Consider the following 21,841-nt stretch of genomic DNA (forward strand, 5'->3'; position numbering starts at 1 on the left):
TTCTGGTGGTTTTTTAGTGGTTTCCTATCAAAGGCGCTTCTTGATATACTCTGTCATCGGTTTGGTGTAGCACGAGAAGTCTGTTGGTTGCGCATGTACCTCATTGATCCGATTTGCTAGAAGATAACCGATGTAAGGTCCCGTCGTTAAACCGGAAGAACCTAGCCCGCTGGCGGCGAACAAATTCGTTTCATCAGGCACTTCCCCAAAGAAAGGCGCAAAATCAGAGGTGTAAGCGCGTGTGCCGACTCGCATAGTCATTGGGGCAGCAAAGAGTGCTTCGGGGTCTTCAAGAAAAGCACCGATTCCTGTCATCAATTGCTGTTGGGCTGCTTCAGTAGGTGTCAAATCCCAACCAGCATCATTTTCATGAGTAGCGCCTAATAACATTTGACCATTAGAGAAGGGAATCAAGTCGCCTTCGCCTTCTAGCATGGCGACCGGCCAACTGTTTGTCGGCAGGTTGGTGGCAAAAGAGAGCAACTGGCCTTTTTGCGGACGGATATCAACCTGATACCCTAAAGGTGATAACAAGTCTAGTAATCCCGGTCCAGCTGTCAGGCAAAGAATCTCGGTTTCAAGAAAGTGATCCTTGGTTTTGATTTGCCAATGGTTGTCGGTTCTGACGATCTCAGCTTTTTCTTCAATAAAAGTCACTTGCTGCTGAGCGTTTGCTTTTAAGTGGGCAAGATAAGCCTGACCATCTAAGCGGCCACCGCCTGTGATTCGTAAAGAGGGCATTTCTTTTAGTAACGGCAATACCTCTTTGGTTTGTGAGCCCGTCAGTAAGTCGATTTCGCCGATTCCTGGTGCCGCCTTACGTCGATTTTCAGCTAATTCTGCCAGTTCTTGAAGCGCCTTTTCTGGTCGCACTACCAAAGTGCCACATGGGGCATAGATGGATTCATCTAAAGCAAAATCCCGTACCAATTTCGGGAAGAAAGCGGCTCCGTCTTGTGCTAACTGGTACCATTTTTTATTGCGGCGTTTGGATAGCCAAGGGGAAATGATGCCAGCGCTGGCAGATGTTGCTTGACCGATGAGGGAATCAATGACAGTCACGTCAAATTTGGTTTTATCAAGATAATTGGCGAGGGTCAAACCGATGATCCCACCGCCGATAATCATAACTTTTTTCATAGTAGAAGACTCCTTTGTTTGATTTCATTGAAAAGCGAATAAAAAGCGAAAGTTCTCTTAATGCCGTTTTCTTTGCGTACTTAATTGCGTATAATAAGGAAATGGAAAAGAGGGTATTATGCAAACTATTCAAACAGTCTTAAAAGAACATTTTGGCTATTCACAGTTTCGTGAAGGTCAAGAGACGATTATTCAATCTATTTTAACACAACAAAATGTTTTGGGAATCATGCCCACAGGTGGAGGGAAATCCATTTGTTATCAATTGCCAGCGCTCTTGCTGGATGGAGTGACCTTGGTCATCTCCCCTTTGATTTCATTAATGAAAGACCAAGTAGATAGCCTCGTTGATATGGGGATCCCAGCAGCGTATATCAATTCTTCCTTGACAGGAGCGCAGATCAATCAGCGCTTGCAAGATGCACGCCAAGGGCGAATCAAACTGCTGTATGTTTCGCCAGAACGCTTAGACTCAGAATCTTTCCGCTACTCATTGCGGCAGATGCCGATCGCTTTATTGGCCGTTGATGAAGCCCACTGTATTTCCCAATGGGGACATGATTTTCGCCCGAGCTATCTGCGACTCGCCGAAACGATCGAAAACTGGGAGCAGAAGCCAACGATCGTTGCCCTTACCGCGACAGCTACACCCAAAGTTGCCGAAGACATCGAAAACTTACTTTCAATTCCGGCAGAAAATCAAGTCAAAACCGGGTTTGCTCGGGAAAATTTGGCTTTTCAAGTCGTCAAGGATCAAAAAGATACCTTCATCACAACGTATTTGAAAATGAACCAAGGACAATCAGGTATCATTTACGCCAGTACCCGCAAGGAAGTGGAACGGATCTATCACCTGTTGAAACATGAACGCGTGTCCGTCGGGTATTACCATGGCGGACTTTCAGAAGAAGAGCGCTCATTTTTCCAAGAAGAATTTCTTTATGACCGCCTGCAAGTGATGGTAGCGACCAATGCATTCGGGATGGGAATCAACAAAAGCAATGTCCGTTTCGTGATCCATGCCCAGATACCTGGAAATTTGGAGTCTTATTATCAGGAAGCCGGGCGTGCCGGACGAGACGGTGAACCTAGTGATGCGATCTTACTTTATGCTCCACAAGACATGCAGATTCAGCAATTCTTTATCGATCAATCCGAATCAGATATTCTTTATCGCCAAAACGAATACTTGAAATTGCGGGAGATGAGCCAATACGGACATACCCAACTGTGCTTACAGCGCTATATTTTGCGTTATTTTGGAGAAGATGGCCCCGATTGCGGTCGTTGCAGCAATTGCCTTGATGAAAGAGAACAAGTGGATATCACAGTGGATACACAAAAAGTGTTGTCATGTGTGAAACGAATGGGCGAACGCTTCGGGAAAGCCTTGGTGGGGAAAGTGCTAACGGGCTCTGGCGACCAAAAAGTCAAACAGTGGGGCTTTGAAAAGTTACCAACTTATGGATTAATGAAAGATTGGTCTCAAAAGGAAGTCAATCAGCTGATCGATTATTTAACAGCATCAGGGTATCTTTTGCCGTCAGAAGGGCAATACCCTTTGTTAAGTGTGACCAATGCGGGGATTGATGTGTTGCTTGGAAAAGCAAAAGTTTATAGAAAACAAACCAAAGTCAAACAGTTAGTGGTTGATGATGAACTGTTCGATCAACTGCGCACCCTACGATTGAATCTCGCACAAGAACAAAATTTGCCGCCATATGTCGTTTTTTCTGATAAAACACTGCGAGAATTGGCGGAAGTTCAGCCAAAAACGCCGATCGATTTTTTACAGATCAAAGGGGTTGGCCAAAACAAATTGGATAAGTATGGCGATGCCTTTTTAGCATTGCTTTCTGAATACGAAAAGACGGAAAGTGACTAAAATAGAACATTTTCTCTACGATAAGACAAAAAAACAGCAGGAAGGGACGAAAAATCAGTGATTACGATTCGACCGGCAATAGCTGCAGATCAAGCGTTTTGGTTTTCTTTGGATACTCACTTACCAAAGGAAGTCTTCGCCAAAAAGATAATGGAAAAAACTGCTTATGTGATAGTTGCAGACGAACAGCCAGTAGGGTTACTGCGCTACAATTTTTTCTGGGACACGATTCCTTTTTGTACCATGTTAGTGATCGCAGAAGCGCATCAAGGCAAGGGACTTGGGAAACGGTTGGTTACTTATTGGGAACAACAGCAAAAAGCAGCCGGCCATGCTCTTTGTTTGACTTCCACGCAAGTCGACGAGCAGGCACAGCATTTCTATCGCAACCTTGGTTACCAAGATGCCGGTGGGTTACTTTTGACAAGTCCTGGATTTGAACAGCCGATGGAATTATTTCTTATCAAACAGTTGTGATGTTTTTGCTAGCTTGTGGTACATTGATAGGAGAATGAGAAAATAGGAGCGTTTACTATGTCTTTTTTTGGAAAAATCGATTTCAATGAGTTATCAGAGACCGATCGTGCGATTTATCATTATATGTCGAGCCAAAGTGATAAGATTCCCTATATGCGGGTCCGTGAGATCGCGCTTGAATCCCACACCTCAGCTTCTTCTGTTATGCGCTTTATCCGTAAATTAGGGTATGAGAGCTTTACAGAATTTCGTACCCAGTTCAAAGCACCTGAGTTAGATGCTGTCAGTTTTTTTAGCAGTATGACCGTTTTGGATCCGGAACGCTTCCCGCGAGACATCGAAGGAAAAATCCGGCGAATCGCTGAACGAATGCTGGAATGTGAGAATATTATTTTTTATGGCATCGGTGCGTCAGGTTCAATGTGTGAATATGCTGCCCGCCGTTTTGCCACGATCGGATTTAACAGTTATGCTTTGGTGGATAATACCTATCCAATCTTTGCGAAGCTGAAACATACGTCAGACAATATGATCGTGGTCCTTTCAATCACCGGAACGACCACCGAGATCATTGAAGTGGTCAATGGCTTTCGTAATAATCCTGACTTCACCACTGTAGCAATCACCAGTGACGCCAACAGCACACTGGGGCGAATGTCCGATTATGTCTTAGACTATTCAGTTGATGTGAAACGCATCAACAAGTATGAAGATTTGACGACGCAAATTCCTTGCCTTTTCTTAGTCGAAGCGTTATCGGAGACGGTTCGTCAGTTTTCTTTATCCGCAGGGGAATAAGCTACATTTTTCCTTTAATAAATGAAAAAAACAAACAGGTTTAATGGATCAAGAGACTTTTCTTTTGATAACTTTTGGACCTGTTTGTTTTTTTGCATTTTAGCAAGCTAATTACGGTTCAGTCTTGTTTATAGAAAATGAGAGGGACGCCTGACATGAAGCGTCGATTCAAGGTGTCGAGGATTAAAGGAATAACGTAATCTAAGATCATTGAGCTTTTTGTTGTATAAAAGGGAGATGGCAAGTTTCTAAAATAGTTGCAACAATAACATATGAATGAAACGTATGTTTTTTTTAACTTCATGCAGGATATTCATCGATCGAGGAATATCGTGAATTTTATTCTAAGTAGAACATCGATATAATTAGTATGACATGTTTGAAAACCATGGTTTTTGAGATATCAAGTACGACTACGATCAAGATAGAATGAATTCCATATAAACAGTACTATTTAGGCTTTTGTAAAGAGATTGGCTTTAATAAAATAACACGTCTCAAAAACGATCGTTTTCGAAATGAACAACTCACAAGGAGGAGGGAGAATGGATATCAACGGTGCATCTATTAGAGGAAGGGCTTTGAAAGTATGTTTGGTCTTATTGTTCGCTTTCGGGTTTACAAGAACGAGTTTTGGCGAGGAGAGACGTTCAACGGAAACGGAGGGGACAGTGGGGTTTACCGGGATTTATGAGCCTTTGGATCAACCAGAACCATCTCCACCAACCGGTCCTGTTCCGCGTCCACCGCAAGACACGGGTAAACCCGGCGGGCAGCTGCCCCAGACAAACTTCATTCAACGGTTGGATTGGGTGATTCTCGGAAGTCTCTTGCTGATCACCGCACTTAACATATACGTAGTAAAACAACTTATCAAAAAAGGGAAATCAACATTCCCTAAGTGGGGCTAGATCCCATGGGGAAAATAAGAGAAATGACATTTAGGAGTGAATGCGATGAACTCATTTTTTCGCAAAAAAAATAAGTGGTTGCTGGTTCTACTTGCCTTACTCCCACTGATTACAACATTAACAATCATGAATGCCGAGACGATTTTTTCGTGGACACCAGAGGAAGAACACGAGGAGAAGGCCGACGATGAAGTGAGTGGAGAAATCTCCTTTGCGGAGGAACTGATCCAAGGCGAGGTCGAGCACGTAATAGATTTTATTTTCTACTCAGAAGTTGCCCTCGAAACGGTGGACATCGCGTTGCCTCAGGAAATAAGCATTGATCAGGAAGCTTTGAACGATGAACTAACGGTGGTAGCAACAGACCACGAAGGTGTGTGGCAGCTGAACAGCGAGACCCCACAAACGACTTTTGTCTTACCGATTCTTGTGGATACGATCGGAGAATATGAGATCATCGTTGCCGAGGCTGCTACGCAGCGCCTGCTGATCTTAGATCATACGGAGGCCGAAGACACTGATTCGACTGAAGAAGAGAATGACTCTGCGGAAGCAGATCAAGCTGCGGATGCGGAAGCGAGAGAGCCAGAAGCTGATGATAGAAGTGGACAGATGGTCGAAGTGACAATTAACAAAAACAATTTTAGAGAACACTTTGCTATTGAAGGTCACGAAAATACTGCTACTTACAATGATGAAACTGGGCTATTAGTACTAACAGAAGATACAACTTGGTCAGTCGGTTATGTTACCTTAAAAGACAGAATTAGTCTGGATCAGCCATTTACGCTTAAAGGTAAAGCCAATATTGGGTCTAAACCTCTTGGTGCTGATGGGATGGCTTTTGGTTTTCACAATTCTGAGACCTATAGGATAGGTCATGAGGGCAATGCGTTTGGAATCGGAGGTTTGAGGGATGCGTTTGCTTTTAAACTAGACAATAACTATAATGCTACTCGAGGTTTTTTTGACCAGAATAGGTTTATCGTTGAAAGAGACCCTATAGCTGTCAATGGAGCGCCCTTTGCTGGCTTTATCTATCATAGTACACCATTATTACTGGAAACATATATGGAAGGTGATGCTCCAGCAGCAACTACGGGTGCTAGAAATGGAGCAGATGACCCGATCCTGATTGAATATCAGCCAAATAATGAAGGTCGCTGGTTTAAAGTTACTTATAGAGATATGATTTGGGAACGTGACATCAGTGATTGGCAGCCATCAGATGTTTCTGCAATGGCATTTATTATTTCCGGTAGTACTGGTGCGAGAAGTGATCGCCATACCTTTTATTTTGAAGAGATGAATTATTACATTGGTACCGGAACCGTCCATGTGGATTATCGAGATCGAGAGACAGGGGAGGATATTCTACCAACTGAAACATTAGAACTACCATTACGTTTCCTTCATACCCTTGACCCCAAGAACCGAGAGAGCGATGAACCCTATCAGTTAGGGTATGACTATTATGGGGTTGAGTTTGACACAGAACACTTTGACCCAGGTACATTTGATATTATGCCGCAGCCTTTCCATCAGAATGTTACTTTTTTATTTGATCGCGTGCCATCGAACATCAAGATCAATCACATAGATGAAGAAGGGGTAGCATTGAGGGAACCAACCTATCAAGGAGAATTCGTAAATGAATCGGTTGATATCTTGCCTTTGACAATTCCTTATTATCAATATCTTTACGAGCGGGACGGTCAGCCGCTGGAAACAAGAGTCACCCGAGATGAACAAGAATACTGGCTGGTTTATGGTTTGGAAAGTACTCCGCAACCAGTAGACCCTCTTGATCCGGATACGCAAGTAAATCCTGAGAATCCGCCTGAGATTGATGCAGAACAAGGGTTTGTCAGCTTGGATTTTGTTTCCCAATTCCAGTTTGGGACAGTTGGCATTCGGTCAGAAACGACGACCTACGATGCCCTGCCGCAAAAACTCCTTCAGCCGGCTGATCCAAATGATAATCTACGCCCTAATTATGTGCAGGTTTCAGATCGGAGGCGGGAAAATTCCGGTTGGACCCTCCGTGCAACCTTACGAGAGCCTTTTGAAAGTGATGAAGGGCATCAACTGACTGGTGCTAGAATTTTATTAGACAATATCGATGTAGTAACGACTCGAGAAAACGTGTCTGAGCCACCTACTCATAAAAAGCAAGCAGCACTGACTGTTGGAAATGCGGAGATAATCGCACAAGCAGGTGCCAACCAAGGCAGAGGCACTTGGGTCCAGCGCTTTGGCGATCGAGAAACAATGGATCAAAGTGTCAAACTTGAGGTGCCAATTAGTGCGACTCCTCAAGCCACGAGATATTCAGCAACCATTCTTTGGGAACTTTCATTTGTTCCTTAACAATAAACAAAAAGAAGCTGCAGCGAATTGCAGCTTCTTTTTGTTAGCATCGGAGAAGACACAATGTCGGATGTATCAGGGGATTTGGTGTTATCCATTATTTATGGTACACCTTGTACCATGATGAAGATTTTTCCTTTTTGCCATGAGTTGCACCAAAGTATGAAGACCGTCTTTTTTTGAAAACGTTTTTAATTATACTGAATGAAAGGAATCGGCAACATGTTGCTTCTGCTAAGAAGGAGCAAATGCCGCAAGTTCGATAAGCAAAAGAATAGAGCCTAATGATTGGAGAGAATAATAGTGGAAACCGTAAAACTAAAAGAACTGATTGACCAAATGACTGTAGCTGAAAAAGTGGGCCAGTTGGTCCAATTGACGCCAGATTTTTTTGCGCAAGGAGGAGAAATCACCGGTCCGATGCAACAATGGCACATGAGTGAAGACCAATTATTTTCGATTGGTTCTGTGTTGGGCACTCATACTGCGGAACAAGTGTATGCCATCCAAACGTCTTATCTTGAGAAAAGTCGCTTAAAGATTCCTCTTGTTTTTATGGCAGATGTTATCCATGGGTATGAAACGATTTTCCCAATTCCACTGGCATTAGCATCTTCCTTTGATGCGCAGTTAGTGGAAGAGGTTGCTAAAGCTTCAGCAAAAGAAGCGGCAGAAGCTGGTGTCCATGTCACGTTTTCACCGATGGCGGATCATGTTAAAGACGCGCGCTGGGGGAGGGTCTTGGAAAGTAATGGGGAAGATCCGACCTTATCTGCGGTGTTGACGGCTGCTTATGTACGAGGGTATCAAGGAACTGCTTCCCTTGCAGAAAATAAACAGCGAATTGCTGCTTGTGTCAAACACTTTATCGGCTATGGCGCTGCAGAAGGCGGCCGGGATTACCATACTGTCGATTTGTCTGATCTGGAGCTCTACCAAAATTATCTGCCCGCGTTTCAGGCGGCGATTGAAGCTGGTGCAGAATTGGTCATGACTTCTTTTAATACGATCCATGGTGTGCCGGCCACAGCCAATCAACCATTGTTGCAGGAAGTATTGCGAGAAAAGCTTGGGTTTGATGGCTTGATCATCTCAGATTGGGCAGCGGTGGCGGAATTGATGGCGCATCGTGTAGCTGCTGATCGAAAGGAAGCCGCACAGAAAGCTTTTACTGCAGGTGTCGAAATGGATATGATGAGTGATTGCTATTTGAACGCACTAGAGCAAATCATTCAGGCAGATCCTGCTATGAAAGAGCAGTTGAATAAGGCGGTTTTTCATGTGCTACATTTAAAGAACAAGCTAGGCCTTTTTGAAGACCCTTATAGAGGGTTAGCACCGGAAAACTTAACGCCTAGACTCCTAAAGGAAACCCGTCTTCTTTCAAGAGAAGCAGCAAAGCAAACAACGGTTCTTCTGAAAAACCAGGCACTGTTGCCTTTGCAGAAAAAACAAAAGGTCGCGCTGATCGGTCCCAAAGCAGATTCAAAGGATCTTTTGGGGGCTTGGTCGTGGATCGGCAAACCAGAGGCTGCGGTCTCCTTAGCGGAAGGTCTTTCTCAAAAAGAAATTGACTTAACTGTCTTACCATACCCTGATGGGGAAATGTTGACGAGCGCCTTTCTTGATGAGGCGTGTAAAGTCGCTAAAGGAGCTGAAGTCGTTTTATTGGCTCTGGGGGAAACCAGCGAGGAAGCGGGAGAAGCGGCAAGTCTGACCAAACTTTCTTTATCAAGAAAGCAAGAAGCATTGATTGAAGCAGTAAGTCAGGTCAATCCTAGGATCGCAACGATTCTTTTCTGTGGCAGACCACTGGTTTTGACCGCCATCGAGCCTCTTTGTCAAGCCATCATGATTGCCTGGTTCCCTGGATCAGAAGGCGGTAATGCATTGGCAGATTTGTTGATGGGCGACTCTGAACCGCAAGGACGTTTAGCTATGAGTTTTCCAAGGGCAGAAGGACAGTTGCCGTTGACTTATGCTCAACTCTCTACAGGTCGGCCACTGACAGAAGAGAATAGTGATCAAAAATATATTTCGCGCTATATGGATGAAAAAAATGAGCCGTTGTTTTCTTTTGGCTCGGGGATAGGCTATAGTAAATGCACGATTACCCACACCCAAATCATTATTCCTCAGGAAAAGGGTGCGCCATTTGAGATCAGTTGCACACTGAAAAATGAGGGCGATGTGCCGCATACAACGACATTGCAACTCTATAGCAGAGACGATGTTACGGAAGTAGCACGACCGATGAGGGAATTGAAACAATGGCAAAAAATCCATCTTGCTGCAGCCGAAGAAAGGCAGCATTCATTCTATGTTACACCAGAGGATTTTGCTTATGTTCATTCCGATTTCTCGACAGAAAGTGATCCTGGTACGATTTCCTTATACCTTGGCTTTGCTGCTGCCTCAGCGAAGTTGATTGGTGCGCTCACGATTTAAAAGCCTTTCGAGGCTTTTTTTTTCGGGTACAACTTGTACCAAAGTGGCACAGGTTTCAAGGTGCTGGTACATGCGCCAACTAGACCTAGAACCATTGTGGGTGAAAACGTTTTTATATATAGTTGGTTTATCGGATGGCCAACCTTAGAGTGGTCGTTGATTTTTTCAGCAAAATAAAAACGTTTTTATTTTTGGGAAGAATCCTTCAGGAGGGGAGAATCATTTGACAAATCGAATCACGATTCGGGAAGTGGCAAAGGAGGCAAACGTGTCGATTGCGACCGTGTCTAAAGCATTAAACGGTGTCGATGTTGTTCGGCCCGCAACGAAAGAACGTGTGATGGCTGCCGCGCAGCGGTTGCATTATGTCCCAAATTTGATGGGCAAACAATTAAAAAACACGAAAACCAAGATGCTTGGTTTTTACACCACCAGCATTAAGGGCCCCTACTTTAGCGTACTAGTTGAAGCCATTGCCAGAGAGGCAGAAAAACATGGGTATGCAGTCAACGTGTTTTTATCTGCAGATAAGCGCGTTGTCCTCAATAGTATTTTAGGTGGTGTTGTTGATGGCATTATTGGATTTGAAGATTTTTTAACGAAGCAGGATTTGGCTGCGATGGAACGAGAACAAATCAAAGCCGTCTTTATCGATCGAAACATTCAAGAGAAGAACTTCGGCAGTGTAGTCTTTGATTCTTTCGAAAAAGGGAAAGCAGCCACCGAGTATCTTTTGTCACTTGGCCACAAAAAAATTGCCTTTATCAGTGGTATTACTGGTGTTTATGATAGTGATGAGCGTTTAAGAGGGTATTTAGAAGCATTAAACGAGGCAGGGGTTTCTAAACGGTCGGACTATCAATTGCAGGGGTTCTTTGAAGAAGAACGAACGAGAGTCCGCGTGCAACAGTTTTTGCTAGAGCAGAAAGATTTACCCACAGCGTTTCTGGCGGGAAATGATCTTAGTGCGATCGGAACGGTCAAGGCGATCCATGAGACCAAGTGGCGGGTGCCGGATGATTTCAGCGTAATTGGCTTTGATGGCATCGATCTCTTGGACTATTTCATGCCTCGGTTGACGACTGTGAAAAATCCAATCCAATTGCAAGGGGTCACGGCAGTAAACCACTTGATCGAAATGATTGAGGAAAATGCATGTGGTGTCTCCTACGTTTTACCAGGAGAATTGAGTATTAATCAATCGACAAAACAAGTAAATGAATAATGAGGGTGAAGCAATGTTTATTGGAATTGATGTTGGAGGAACGGCTATCAAATATGGTGTGATTTTGAGAACGGGTGAAATTGTGAAGAAAGGACAGATGCCAACCATTCATGAAAAAGAAAAATTTTTGCAATCCATCACAGCATTGATCGAATCGCTGCAGCAAGACGCAATGATCGAAGGTGTCGGTATTAGCGCACCGGGCATCATCCAAAAAGATGGCACGATGATCACGGCAGGATCAATCAAACCGCTTTATGGAATCAACCTAAAGTTGGAATTAGAGAAACGTGTCAAGCTGCCAGTCCTTGTTGAAAATGATGCCAATGCTGCAGCGATTGCTGAAAAATGGCTTGGGCATGCACAGGCTTGTGAGAACTATCTTTGTCTTGTTGTGGGAACTGGTATTGGTGGCGGGATCATCGTCAACAATCAGCTCTATCGAGGCAGTCATGGCATGGCAGGTGAATTTGGGTGGATGCTGATCGACACATTGCCTGAACAGGGAAATCTAGAGTCAGTTTCCTTGAATCAACGAGCAGCCATCGTGGGTGGTCTTTGCCATCAGTATCAACTGGCACTTCAGCAACAAGGGCGAAGTGATCTGCCTCAAGATGCAGTCGAGATCTTCCAGAGAGGAGAACAAGGAGAAGTAGTAGCGAACCAAGTGATTGCTCAATTTTTCCAAGATTTATCAGTGGGCTTACTGAATTTGATCAGTACATTTGATCCCGAGCTGATTTTGGTTGGTGGTGGGGTCAGTGAAAATGATGGTTTCATGACAAGGCTTGAAGAGACCATGAGCCAGCTAAAAGCTCGCCATGAAAGTATTGGTTATTTAGAAGGTCGCACGATTGCACCGATTCAACGAGCAAAATTAAAAAATGATGCTGGTATGATTGGTGCGGTCTATCAATTGATGAACCAATAAAGGAAAGCATGTATTTCCTTTGGGTGAAAAAGTAAGCGTTTTAGAAAGGGTGGAAAAATGGAATCAAAAGGTGTCATGCTAAAAGCAACCCCACAGAAAAGGTCATTTTTGCAAAAACTAAAAAGCCAAAGCTTTTATCAAGCGATGGTTTGGCCAGGTATTATCTTGATGATTATTTTTAATTTTATCCCATTGTATGGGATCGTTATCGCGTTTAAAGATTACTCAGTTCTTGATTCGATCGCAAATGCGGAGTGGGTCGGTACTCAATATTTTCAAGAATTTTTTAGTGATTCAATGTTTTGGACGGTGATGAGTAATACATTGGGCATCAGCTTTTTTAAACTACTGATTGGCTTTCCAGCGGCGATTGGTTTAGCGGTATTGATCAATGAAATCGTTCATGTGCGCTTGAAGAAGGTCGTTCAAACGGTGTCTTATTTGCCGCACTTTCTTTCTTGGGTCATCTTAGGTGGCATGTTTATTACGTGGTTGTCTGATACCGGTCTGGTCAATAATTTACTGTTAGGTTTTGGGTTGATCGATGAACCGATCCGCTTCTTGACCGATCCCGAAAAATATTGGGCGATTGCAGTCATTTCCGATATTTGGAAAGAAGTTGGCTGGAATACGATTTTATACATCGCTGCTATGACGGGGATCAATCCAGCTCTTTATGAAGCAGCTAGAATGGATGGCGCCACGAAGTTCCAGCAGATCACGCGGATCACGATTCCTTCGATCCGTCATATTATCGCCTTGACATTTGTTTTGTCAGTGGGGGGGTTATTGGGTTCTAACCTCGATCAGACACTCGTCTTACAAAACCCTGTCAATTATCAGTCCAGTGAAGTCATTAATTCATTTGTCTATAAAATGGGGATCCAACAAGGAGACTTCTCCTATGCGACCGCCGTTGGCCTGTTTGTGTCGGTTGTTTCTTTGATCCTCGTAGTAGGAAGTCATCTTTTGACCAAAAAAATCAGTGATGAATCAGTCTTTTAGAGGAGGAAAAGTATGAAACAAACATTTTCAAAAGATGAGAAGATCTTCAATACCGCCAATGTGATTTTCATGGTATTCTTTTTAGCCATCATTGCGTTGCCATTATGGAATATCGTCGCTTTGTCGTTCAATGATGCAACCGATGCCGCAAGAGGGGGGATCTATTTCTGGCCACGGGAATTTTCACTAGAAAGTTACTACACCGTTTTTGAAGATTCTGCGATCTATAAAGCTTTTGTTATCTCAGTTGCAAAAACAGTGATTGGCGTTGTTTTGCATACGGCATTAACGGCGATGGTCGCCTATGGGATGAGTCGCAGAAACTTAATGGGACGGAAAATCTACATGAACATGGGGATTTTAACGATGTTCGTTTCCGGAGGAATGATCCCAACCTTTCTCTTATTCAAAGAATTAGGGTTGTTAAATAATTTTTGGGTTTACATCATTCCTGTCTTATTTTCTTTTTACGATATGGTGATTTTGATGAATTTTTTCCGGAGCATTCCATTTTCGCTGGAAGAATCTGCCATGATGGATGGCGCCAATCCTTTTATTATTTTCGTGAAAATCATTTTGCCATTGTCCCTTCCAGTTTTGGCAACCATTGCATTATTCCACGGCGTCTTTCAGTGGAACGACTACATGACCGCCAATATCTATGTGGATGATCGCAGTTTATATCCTTTACAAATGCTACTATTTCGGATCGTTTCGGAAAATCTATCGCCTGCAGTGGCGACCGGAACCAATGTGGTCAGAAATACGACTTCACAGTCATTGCAATTAGCAACCATGGTCGTCACGACGGTTCCTGTCGTCGTCATCTATCCATTTTTACAAAAGTACTTTATTCAAGGGATGACTCTTGGATCAGTAAAAGAATAGACAAAAGGAGAGAAAAAAATGAAAGCAAGCAAATTATTTTTAGGGATCGGTCTCGCACTTACGTCAACCATAGTATTAGGAGCCTGCGGCAATTCCAATAATGATTCCAAAGGGGCCGCCGTCGTAGAAGATCTGCCAGAAGCCCGCTTTGAAGCAGATAAAGACACGCCTAGCTGGCAAAAGGACACCGACCATGAAGCTACTTTGAAATGGTATGTCAATTTTGATTGGTATGCTCAGCCGGGTTGGGGCAAAGATACTGTGACGCGAAAAATCAAAGAAGATATGAATATCAATGTCGAATTTATTTCAGGAAATGACGAGAACCTTAATACGATGCTAGCTGGTGGCGATCTTCCAGATATCATGACCTTCGATAAAAACCTGTCTGCTGCAAATGAAGCGACAAAATTTGCCTTGCCATTAAATCTTTTGGCAGAAAAATATGACCCTTACTTCTTAGAACATGCAGCGAAACCGGAATCTGTTCAATGGTTTACTTTAGAAGATGGCAACATTTATGGATACCCAAGCTTTTCCACGACTGCACAAGATTATGAGGACGGCAATGTAGTAGGAGACCAAGTTTTCATTGTCCGCAAAGATATTTATGAAGCATTAGGGGAACCCGATATGTCGACGCCAGAAGGATTTTTAGATGCGTTAAAACGGGCAAAAGAAGCATTTCCGACAGCAGATGATGGTGCAGCTCTAGTCCCATTTGCTTCGACTGCACTAGATATTTCCAATGGTGGGGATGGCGCCTATGGTGGTACTTTGCAAGACTTTCTCAGTATCGCACCAAGTGTAGACGGTCAATTCAATGATCGTGACGCTGATGAGGAGTACATCACTTGGATCGAGACATTTAGAAAAGCGTACAATGAGGGATACATCAACAATGACCAGTTTTCAGACAATGACAACACGATGAAGGAAAAACTAGGACAAGGGCGTTATTTTGCTTACCTGCATACGAATACGAAGGGACTCAATGAGTTTATGTCCGATAATAATGCCCGTAATCCTGAGCAAACCTATATTGCCGTCGATGGTCCGAAAAATTCGAATGGCGATGATTCCACTTTTACTGGCGGAAATATTGGTGGATGGACACAAACCTTCATCACGACGTCGACAAAAGAACCCCAAAAAGCCATGGAACTTTTGACGTATTTAGCAAGTGAGTATGGCACGATGGTCACTACCTTTGGTATCGAAGGGGAAACATACAATCTTGTGGATGGCGTGGTTGAGTACTCAGAAGAAACAGAAGCGTTACGAAATTCTGATATTGCTCGCTTTGATAAGGAAATTGGTTTAGGTTCTTATTGGTTTGTTGGCAATGACAATTACGCCATTCAAATGGGACAAAAACCAGCAACATCGATTCGGCAGATGGTGGAATGGTCGCAAGACAAATTGGCGCCGCGTTTTGAGATCGAAGACATTGATCCTCGCACCGGTTCTGAAGCAAGAAACCTCACTTCCATCAACACAGCAAGAGTGCAAGCGTTGGTCAACTTTATTCAAGCAGACTCGGAAGAAGCGGGCCGTCAGATTTGGGAAGACTACCTAAAAGAACGAGAAAACAATGGATGGTCAGCAATCGTTGATTACCGAAATGAGAAAATCGCTGAAAATATTGAAAAATTAAACTAAAGGTGTGTGAGTGTGATGTTTGCTTTAGAGAGTCGTTTTTATCGTCTTTGCGAAATCGTTTTTCGTATGCTGGTATTGAATCTCTTGTTTTTAGTGGTATCGTTTCCGATCATCACGTTTCCAGCCGCTTTGCGAGCAGTGGTCGATGCTTACGAACATCCTGAAGCAAAACTGCTAAAACCCTTTTTGAAAAATAGCAAAAGCGCGTTATTGAAGACTCTGCCACTAGGGGTCTTCAATCTCTTCTCATTTTTATGCGGACTCAGCTTGTGGCGTTCTGCTACTTTGACGAATTCATTGTTTTTCTCTTTTTTGACCATCATTTTTCTTACTTTTTTGTTGTCCTACAACATTAACCTGTATGTGATGCAATCAAAAATGCAAGATCGGCAAAACCTGTTTGACCTTTTTCGTAGTAGTTTTTTCTTTACGATGATGCACTACCATAAAGGGATCGGAATCTTAGTCCTAGCAGCGATCGGCTATTTCTTCACATGGCAATCAGCACCAGGTATCTTCTATCTGTTTTGTCTGTCTGGGCCCTTGTATTTCTATCAAAAAGTGTTGCATCTAAACAGAGTGGATCAATCTTGATTCACTCTTTTTTTGTTGCTTGTAATCGCCACTAGCAAGGAAGTAAACAGGATGAAACACATTCCAATCTTTGAAACGCATTGAATTGAAAACGTTTGCTATTCTATTAGTAACAAATGTTTCCTATAATGAACCTACAAATCAATTACAAAGGAGTTTCCTCAATGAAAGAAAAAGTGATGGATGCGATGCAGAAATTCTCCAAGGCAATGTTTGTGCCCGTCTTGATTTTGCCGATCGCAGGGATATTGATTGCCGTTGGGAATGTGTTTACAAATGTCCGCTTGCTTGAGCAGTTTCCCTTTTTGGATAATCCGATAACCACCGGTTTTGGTAGTATCTTGTCCGCTTCCTTATTACCGATTTTAACCAATTTGGGCATTATTTTTTGTGTCGGGATTGCTCTAGGGTTAGCTAATAAGAAAAAAGCTGAAGCGGGATTTACCGCGTTGTTAGGTTATTTCGTCTTCTTGAATGCCATGAATAAATTCATGGAGCTTCGGGGGATGTTGGTTCCAGCCGATGCCCTTCAAGGTTCAGGACAAGCGATCGTTTTAGGAATCCAAGTGTTGGACATGGGGGTCTTTCTGGGTATCATTTTAGGGATCGTCGTAGCATTGATCCATAATCGTTTTATCGATACGACCTTTAACAACGCCTTTCAAGTTTATGGCGGCGCGCGCTTCGTCTTTATTGTTTTGATTCCGGTCGTCGTGTTATTAGCCATCGTTTTCACGTTTATATGGCCAGTAATACAAACTGGCATCGACGGTTTAGGTGGCATCATTCAACAAACGGGCAACTTTGGCATCTTCTTGTACGGTATGTTGGAACGCTTATTGATTCCAACTGGCTTGCATCACTTGATCTACACGCCGTTTTTGTATACTTCATTAGGCGGTGTCGCAGAAGTTGGCGGTCAAGTCTTTGAAGGGGCACGAAACATTTATTTTGCGGAAATTGCTGACCCAGCAGTCCGCGTATTATCGCAAAGTGTCATTTGGGACGCTCGTGGGATCTCAAAAATGTTTGGACTGATCGGTGCCTGTTTGGCGATGTATCAAACGGCAAAACCAGAAAATAAAGTCAAAGTCAAAGCCATTTTGATTCCAGCAGTTGTGACTTCCTTTATTGCAGGTGTGACTGAACCAATCGAATTTTCTTTTATGTTCGTGGCACCTGTTTTGTTCGTCATTCATTCTGCACTTAGCGGCTTGAGCATGGTGGCGTTAAATCTCTTTGGTTCTCGCGCCATCGGACCGAATGGCTTCATCGACTTTCTTTTGTACAACTTGCCCTTAGGGATCGAGAAAACTCGCTGGCCAGTGTACTTGATCGTCGGAGTCGTCTTCTTCTTTCTTTATTACTTCTTGTTTCGCTTTTTGATCACGAAACTGAATTTGAAAACGGTCGGGCGTGAAGAAGATGGGACAGAGACCAAACTGTATTCGAAGAAAGAGTACAAAGAAAAACAACTTGCTGGAGCAGGTGTCGGGGTCATGGCGAGTGACCAAGCCGCCACTAGTCCGACTGGTGAAACAAGTATCTCAGCAATCATCACCAAAGCGCTAGGTGGCGATGACAATATCAAAACCATCGACAACTGCTATACCCGCTTACGTTTAAAACTAAAGGATCCTGAACTCGTGGATGAAGCGCTACTAAAAGACGAAACACAAGCCAAAGGCGTGATCAAAAATGGTGAAAATGTCCATGTCGTTTACGGGTTGACTGTGCCGAAAGTGCGGGAAGAATTAGAAAATTATCTTGGAAGAGAAGGAGAGATTGAATGATGAAAAATTTTTCAGTAGTGATCGCAGGGGGCGGCAGTACCTTTACCCCGGGAATCGTTATGATGCTACTTGACAATCAAGAACGCTTTCCTTTAAGAAAGCTGAAACTATACGACAATGATGAAGCACGCCAAGCGATCCTCGGCGAAGCCCTGGCGATTTTATTAAAAGAACAAGCACCGCAAATCGAATTTTCATTTACGACGGATCCTGAAGAAGCCTTCAGCGATGTCGATTTCTGTATGGCGCATATCCGAGTAGGAAAGTATGATATGCGGGAAAAAGATGAAAAAGTCCCCTTGCGTCATGGCGTCTTTGGTCAAGAAACCTGTGGTCCAGGAGGGATCGCTTATGGGATGCGCAGCATCACTGGTATGCTGGAGATCATTGATTACATGGAAAAGTATTCCCCCGATTGTTGGATGCTGAATTATTCCAATCCGGCTGCAATCGTAGCTGAAGCATGTCGGGTCTTGCGTCCTGAGTCAAAGGTTCTGAATATCTGTGACATGCCCGTGGGCACGTTGCGTCGCATGTCGCAAATCATTGGCAAACAGCCAGAGGAGTTAGAAGTTCGCTACTTTGGCTTGAATCATTTTGGCTGGTGGACTAGTGTCAAAGACAAAGAAGGCACGGAGTACATTCAAACCATACGTGACTACGTTGCAGAACATGGCTATTTGACGCAGATCGAAGTGGATACCCAACATACAGATCCAAGTTGGCAAGACACCCACAAAAAAGCCAAAGACCTCTTGGCTCTCACACCAGAATATCTGCCAAATACCTACTTGAAGTATTATTTATACCCAGATTACGTCTACGAACACATGAAAGAACACCCAGAGTATACGCGTTCCAATGAAGTGATGGAAGGACGGGAAAGACGAGTGTTCGATCATGCCAAAAAGATCACGGCACAAGGATCTGCTGAAGGGATCGCCTTCGAGATTGATGCCCATGCAACCTTTATCGTTGATTTGGCACGCGCCATCGCTTTTAATACTCATGAGCGTATGGTCATGATTGTGGAAAACAACGGCGCGATTGCGAACTTCCCGGATGATGCCATGGTGGAAGTGCCATGTATCGTCGGTTCTGATGGACCAGAAGCCCTCGCTCAAGGAAAAATTCCTGCCTTCCAACAAGCGCTCATGTTCCAACAGGTGACTGTGGAAAAATTAGTGGTCGAAGCATATGTGGAAAAGAGCTATCAAAAAATGTGGCAAGCGTTAAGCCTTTCCAAAACGATTCCTAGCGCAAAAGTAGCCAAAGAGTTACTCGATGATTTGGTCTCGGAAAATGGTGATTACTGGCCAGGATTGTCTTGATTTGTTTCACATTTGCGAAACATTTTCTGATGGGATAACTGGAAAGAGGAAGATTCTCCAAGAATCTTTCTTTTTTTGATTTTTGCTGTGGAAGAATACTTCTCTGAAGAAAATCATCACTAAACGTCTTCTCAACAAAACGATCAGACAGGTATGCTAGAATATGCCACTAACTATGGTAGAATAAAGCTAATTGAATCAGATGAGAGGGAGCAATGCGATGTTTTTAGGGATTGATATCGGCACAACAGCCATAAAATTTGGGGTCATTGAAGATCGGAAAATCATTTACTCACAGTCATTACCAATCAAAACCCATAGCCACGGGTTAAAACAGACCCAATCAGCGACCCAGATCAGTAGCCAATTAATCAGTGGTGTCACAACGATTCCCGCCCAATTAAAAGCGGCAATCACAGTGATCGGGTTCAGTACCGCCATGCACAGTTTGATGCCAGTGGCTGGTGAGACAGCAGAAGAGATTTACATTTGGTCAGACAATCAAGCGAATCAAACGATGACGGCCTTTCGTCAAACGGATCTGGCGGCAACGTTTTATGAAGAGACAGGGACACCGATCCATGCGATGTCTCCCTTTGCGAAACTGGCTTATTTTCAAACAAGTGGTTCATATTCCAAAGAGACGAAATGGTTAGGCTTAAAAGAACTAGCAATGGCGTTGTTTACTGGACAAGCACGGATCGATTATAGTACCGCATCAGCGACCGGTCTTTTTTCTTTGAAAGAAAAGCAATGGAGTCAAAAGATTCTCAACTATTTATCCCTTTCAAAAGCCCAATTAGCGCCTTTATGTGCACCGACTGATCGTTTTTTGATTACCAAGGAGATGGCGCAGCGGTGTGGCTTGAAGCCTGAGGTAGAAGTGATGTGTGGGGCTAGCGATGGGTGTTTGGCAGCATATGCTGGCTATATTTCTACAGGGATCCGCAACAGCTTGACGATCGGAACCAGTGCGGCGGTTCGTAAAGTAAGTGAGACCACGGTCTTTGATCGCCAAAAACAAAATTTTTGCTACTATCTGCAAGAAGACCTCTATGTCGTAGGGGCACCTTCGAATAATGGCGGTTGTGTGCTTGCTTGGGCAAAAGAGACCTTATCAGAAGATCCTGATGGGTTTTATCATTATCTGCCGCAAGTCATGGAGGAATCACCGATCGGCAGCAACGGTTTACGTTTTTTCCCCTATTTAAATGGCGAGCGGGCACCCTTTTGGACGAATGAAATCACAGGTGGCTTTTCTGGCTTGACCCTGAAACACAATCGCTCAGATATGTTACGGGCAGTCCTCGAAGGCATGCTGATGAACATCGATTTATTAAAGCAAATGGCGCAGTTGGAAGGGGCAGTCACTGTAAGTGGTGGTTTCTTTCAAACAAAACTATTAGGTCAAATGACCGCGGATGTGTTGGGGCTAACCTGTTATCTTTCCGATGAAAATGAACCGATATTCGGCTTGTATGATTTGTACAAAAGCTCTGTTGTGCGGCAAGATCAGCCAGATGAAAAATTTGTTCCTGATCTGCAGAACCACGCGCTTTATCAAGAACTGGCAAAAACGTATTTTCATGCATAAGCAAAAACCAGCAATCCACTAGGGTTGCTGGTTTTCTTTTTCAACACACGTGAAAGCGTCAACGATATATTCCATCAATAAGAGCAGTTTGCCAAAGAAACTGGTGTACTGGATGTTTTGGGTGTCGTAGGGACGTTCATCTGTCACTTCAAAGGAAAAGGTCGCTAGTTGATTGGCGCGATGCTCACCGTTCCCGCAAAACAAAACAGTTGGTATGTGATGCTCATTGGCTAACGCCATCTTCTCCAGTACTTTTTGTGTTTCGCCAGATTTAGAGATGGTGATCAGCATACTGATGTTCTCAATGTTGTTACTAATGATCCCACCTGAGTCAGAAGCACTGACTAATAAGGTTTTGATGCCGTTGACAAGCATTTTTTTGTGAAGGTATTCTGCCACGATCCCCGAAAAACCTGTTGCATAAATCGTAATAAACTTGTTCTTGTTTCGTCCATAGATTTCTTTGATCGCTTCGATCGTATCTGCAATACTGGCAGCGTCAATTTGGTAATCGATGGCGGCTTCAGTGATCGTCTGATTTTTCAAGCGATTCTTCAAGAAGTAAAGTAGCTCTAGATAGCCAGAAAAACCTAATTTTTGCGCAAGCCGCACGATGGTTGCGGGGGAAGTGTAGACCGCTTTCGCGATTTCTCTTAAGGGCAGTCCATCGATCGCAGCGGTATTTGCAAGCAAATAATCAAGAATTTGCAGCTCATTGTCAGTCAATTTTTTTCCTTTGATCAATACATTTAAGTCCATTGTTCGGCACTCCTTTGTCTTGTCTTCATC

The 21,841-nt window shown here is 43.5% G+C and carries 17 protein-coding genes; 15 read left to right on the forward strand and 2 right to left on the reverse strand.

The window, feature by feature from the left end; genetic code table 11:
• Positions 1-27 precede the first annotated feature (27 nt).
• Positions 28-1,140 (reverse strand): NAD(P)/FAD-dependent oxidoreductase, encoded by a 1,113-nt coding sequence (locus tag IGJ42_RS06475; RefSeq protein WP_430616021.1) that lies wholly within the window; start codon positions 1,138-1,140, stop codon positions 28-30.
• 118 nt (positions 1,141-1,258) lie between these two features.
• On the opposite strand from IGJ42_RS06475, the gene recQ reads away from it, so the two are divergent.
• The 15 genes from recQ to IGJ42_RS06550 all read left to right on the forward strand — a co-directional run bounded on the left by recQ (position 1,259) and on the right by IGJ42_RS06550 (position 21,052).
• A complete protein-coding gene (recQ, locus tag IGJ42_RS06480; RefSeq protein WP_086332264.1) occupies positions 1,259-3,025 on the forward strand; it encodes a DNA helicase RecQ in 1,767 nt (588 codons plus the stop codon).
• A 57-nt stretch (positions 3,026-3,082) separates the two neighbouring features.
• Positions 3,083-3,502, forward strand: a complete 420-nt coding sequence (locus IGJ42_RS06485) for a GNAT family N-acetyltransferase (RefSeq protein WP_005236549.1) — start codon at positions 3,083-3,085, stop codon at positions 3,500-3,502.
• Positions 3,503-3,559: 57 nt separating this feature from the next.
• Entirely contained in the window at positions 3,560-4,300 is a 741-nt protein-coding gene (locus IGJ42_RS06490) for a MurR/RpiR family transcriptional regulator (protein WP_005236546.1), read from the forward strand.
• Positions 4,301-4,845: 545 nt separating this feature from the next.
• Positions 4,846-5,211: a hypothetical protein gene (locus tag IGJ42_RS06495; protein ID WP_008381556.1), complete on the forward strand. Its 366-nt coding sequence runs from the start codon at positions 4,846-4,848 to the stop codon at positions 5,209-5,211.
• Positions 5,212-5,256: 45 nt separating this feature from the next.
• Positions 5,257-7,581: a WxL domain-containing protein gene (locus IGJ42_RS06500; RefSeq protein WP_086332265.1), complete on the forward strand. Its 2,325-nt coding sequence runs from the start codon at positions 5,257-5,259 to the stop codon at positions 7,579-7,581.
• Positions 7,582-7,884: 303 nt separating this feature from the next.
• Positions 7,885-10,029: a glycoside hydrolase family 3 N-terminal domain-containing protein gene (locus tag IGJ42_RS06505; protein WP_086332266.1), complete on the forward strand. Its 2,145-nt coding sequence runs from the start codon at positions 7,885-7,887 to the stop codon at positions 10,027-10,029.
• 223 nt (positions 10,030-10,252) lie between these two features.
• Positions 10,253-11,254, forward strand: coding sequence for a LacI family DNA-binding transcriptional regulator (locus tag IGJ42_RS06510; RefSeq protein WP_008381553.1), 1,002 nt, complete (start codon positions 10,253-10,255; stop codon positions 11,252-11,254).
• 13 nt (positions 11,255-11,267) lie between these two features.
• The gene (locus tag IGJ42_RS06515; protein WP_008381552.1) at positions 11,268-12,185 is read left to right on the forward strand and encodes an ROK family protein; all 918 of its coding nucleotides are present in this window, start codon (positions 11,268-11,270) and stop codon (positions 12,183-12,185) included.
• A 57-nt stretch (positions 12,186-12,242) separates the two neighbouring features.
• Positions 12,243-13,190 carry an ABC transporter permease gene (locus IGJ42_RS06520; RefSeq protein WP_005236531.1) on the forward strand — a complete coding sequence of 316 codons (948 nt, stop codon included), beginning with the start codon at positions 12,243-12,245 and terminating at the stop codon, positions 13,188-13,190.
• Between the two features lie 12 nt (positions 13,191-13,202).
• Positions 13,203-14,078 (forward strand): carbohydrate ABC transporter permease, encoded by an 876-nt coding sequence (locus IGJ42_RS06525; RefSeq protein WP_005236529.1) that lies wholly within the window; start codon positions 13,203-13,205, stop codon positions 14,076-14,078.
• Positions 14,079-14,096: 18 nt separating this feature from the next.
• Complete coding sequence (locus IGJ42_RS06530; protein WP_086332268.1) at positions 14,097-15,740, forward strand: ABC transporter; 1,644 nt, start codon at positions 14,097-14,099, stop codon at positions 15,738-15,740.
• A 15-nt stretch (positions 15,741-15,755) separates the two neighbouring features.
• Positions 15,756-16,334 (forward strand): hypothetical protein, encoded by a 579-nt coding sequence (locus tag IGJ42_RS06535; protein WP_005236526.1) that lies wholly within the window; start codon positions 15,756-15,758, stop codon positions 16,332-16,334.
• A gap of 164 nt (positions 16,335-16,498) precedes the next feature.
• The gene (locus IGJ42_RS06540; protein WP_086299549.1) at positions 16,499-18,127 is read left to right on the forward strand and encodes a PTS transporter subunit EIIC; all 1,629 of its coding nucleotides are present in this window, start codon (positions 16,499-16,501) and stop codon (positions 18,125-18,127) included.
• A complete protein-coding gene (locus IGJ42_RS06545) occupies positions 18,127-19,458 on the forward strand; it encodes a 6-phospho-alpha-glucosidase (RefSeq protein WP_061054494.1) in 1,332 nt (443 codons plus the stop codon). Before IGJ42_RS06540 ends, IGJ42_RS06545 begins: the two co-directional genes overlap by 1 nt.
• A 220-nt stretch (positions 19,459-19,678) precedes the next feature.
• The gene (locus IGJ42_RS06550) at positions 19,679-21,052 is read left to right on the forward strand and encodes a gluconokinase (RefSeq protein WP_008381546.1); all 1,374 of its coding nucleotides are present in this window, start codon (positions 19,679-19,681) and stop codon (positions 21,050-21,052) included.
• A gap of 18 nt (positions 21,053-21,070) precedes the next feature.
• Here IGJ42_RS06550 and IGJ42_RS06555 read toward each other — a convergent pair whose 3' ends face one another.
• Positions 21,071-21,811, reverse strand: a complete 741-nt coding sequence (locus IGJ42_RS06555) for a MurR/RpiR family transcriptional regulator (RefSeq protein ID WP_086332269.1) — start codon at positions 21,809-21,811, stop codon at positions 21,071-21,073.
• Between the last annotated feature and the right edge of the window lie 30 nt (positions 21,812-21,841).

The organism is Enterococcus sp. DIV1067f (assembly GCF_050543505.1).
Lineage (GTDB): Bacteria > Bacillota > Bacilli > Lactobacillales > Enterococcaceae > Enterococcus_D > Enterococcus_D entomosocium.

Excerpts from the sequence above, each read along its gene's own strand:
- IGJ42_RS06475 (WP_430616021.1), bottom strand. The coding sequence starts at position 1,140 with ATGAAAAAAGTTATGATTATCGGCGGTGGGATCATCGGTTTGACCCTC.
- recQ (WP_086332264.1), top strand. The coding sequence starts at position 1,259 with ATGCAAACTATTCAAACAGTCTTAAAAGAACATTTTGGCTATTCACAG.
- IGJ42_RS06490 (WP_005236546.1), top strand. The coding sequence starts at position 3,560 with ATGTCTTTTTTTGGAAAAATCGATTTCAATGAGTTATCAGAGACCGAT.
- IGJ42_RS06495 (WP_008381556.1), top strand. The coding sequence starts at position 4,846 with ATGGATATCAACGGTGCATCTATTAGAGGAAGGGCTTTGAAAGTATGT.
- IGJ42_RS06500 (WP_086332265.1), top strand. The coding sequence starts at position 5,257 with ATGAACTCATTTTTTCGCAAAAAAAATAAGTGGTTGCTGGTTCTACTT.
- IGJ42_RS06515 (WP_008381552.1), top strand. The coding sequence starts at position 11,268 with ATGTTTATTGGAATTGATGTTGGAGGAACGGCTATCAAATATGGTGTG.
- IGJ42_RS06520 (WP_005236531.1), top strand. The coding sequence starts at position 12,243 with ATGGAATCAAAAGGTGTCATGCTAAAAGCAACCCCACAGAAAAGGTCA.
- IGJ42_RS06525 (WP_005236529.1), top strand. The coding sequence starts at position 13,203 with ATGAAACAAACATTTTCAAAAGATGAGAAGATCTTCAATACCGCCAAT.
- IGJ42_RS06530 (WP_086332268.1), top strand. The coding sequence starts at position 14,097 with ATGAAAGCAAGCAAATTATTTTTAGGGATCGGTCTCGCACTTACGTCA.
- IGJ42_RS06535 (WP_005236526.1), top strand. The coding sequence starts at position 15,756 with ATGTTTGCTTTAGAGAGTCGTTTTTATCGTCTTTGCGAAATCGTTTTT.
- IGJ42_RS06540 (WP_086299549.1), top strand. The coding sequence starts at position 16,499 with ATGAAAGAAAAAGTGATGGATGCGATGCAGAAATTCTCCAAGGCAATG.
- IGJ42_RS06545 (WP_061054494.1), top strand. The coding sequence starts at position 18,127 with ATGAAAAATTTTTCAGTAGTGATCGCAGGGGGCGGCAGTACCTTTACC.
- IGJ42_RS06550 (WP_008381546.1), top strand. The coding sequence starts at position 19,679 with ATGTTTTTAGGGATTGATATCGGCACAACAGCCATAAAATTTGGGGTC.
- IGJ42_RS06555 (WP_086332269.1), bottom strand. The coding sequence starts at position 21,811 with ATGGACTTAAATGTATTGATCAAAGGAAAAAAATTGACTGACAATGAG.